The organism is Cupriavidus sp. SIMBA_020, assembly GCF_046535395.1.
In the GTDB taxonomy this organism is placed as follows: Bacteria; Pseudomonadota; Gammaproteobacteria; order Burkholderiales; family Burkholderiaceae; genus Cupriavidus; species Cupriavidus campinensis.
In genome coordinates, this window is the sequence record NZ_JAWRWU010001358.1 from 1 (window position 1) to 247 (window position 247).

General features: G+C 61.9%; 1 protein-coding gene. It reads left to right on the plus strand.

Annotated elements, in window-relative coordinates; genetic code table 11:
• Positions 1 to 46: 46 nt before the first annotated feature.
• Positions 47 to 247: Rid family hydrolase (locus SB751_RS33930; protein ID WP_410749486.1), on the plus strand; the 201-nt coding region annotated here is incomplete at its 3' end.

A 247-nucleotide genomic window follows, 5' to 3' on the forward strand; every position in this document is an offset into this window, starting at 1 on the left:
CATTCGCATTGTTCCAACCCGTCAACTCGTCACTAGGGGAATATTCATGAGCAGCATCAAGCGCTTCCACGTCGCCAAGCGCCTGTCGGACATGGCCGTTTACAACGGCGTCGCGTACCTGGCGGGCCAGGTGCCGGACGATTCCACGCGGGACATCACCGGCCAGACCGAGCAAGTGCTCGCCACCATCGACCGCCTGCTGGCCGAAGCCGGCACGGACAAGACCAAGATCCTGATGGCCCAGATC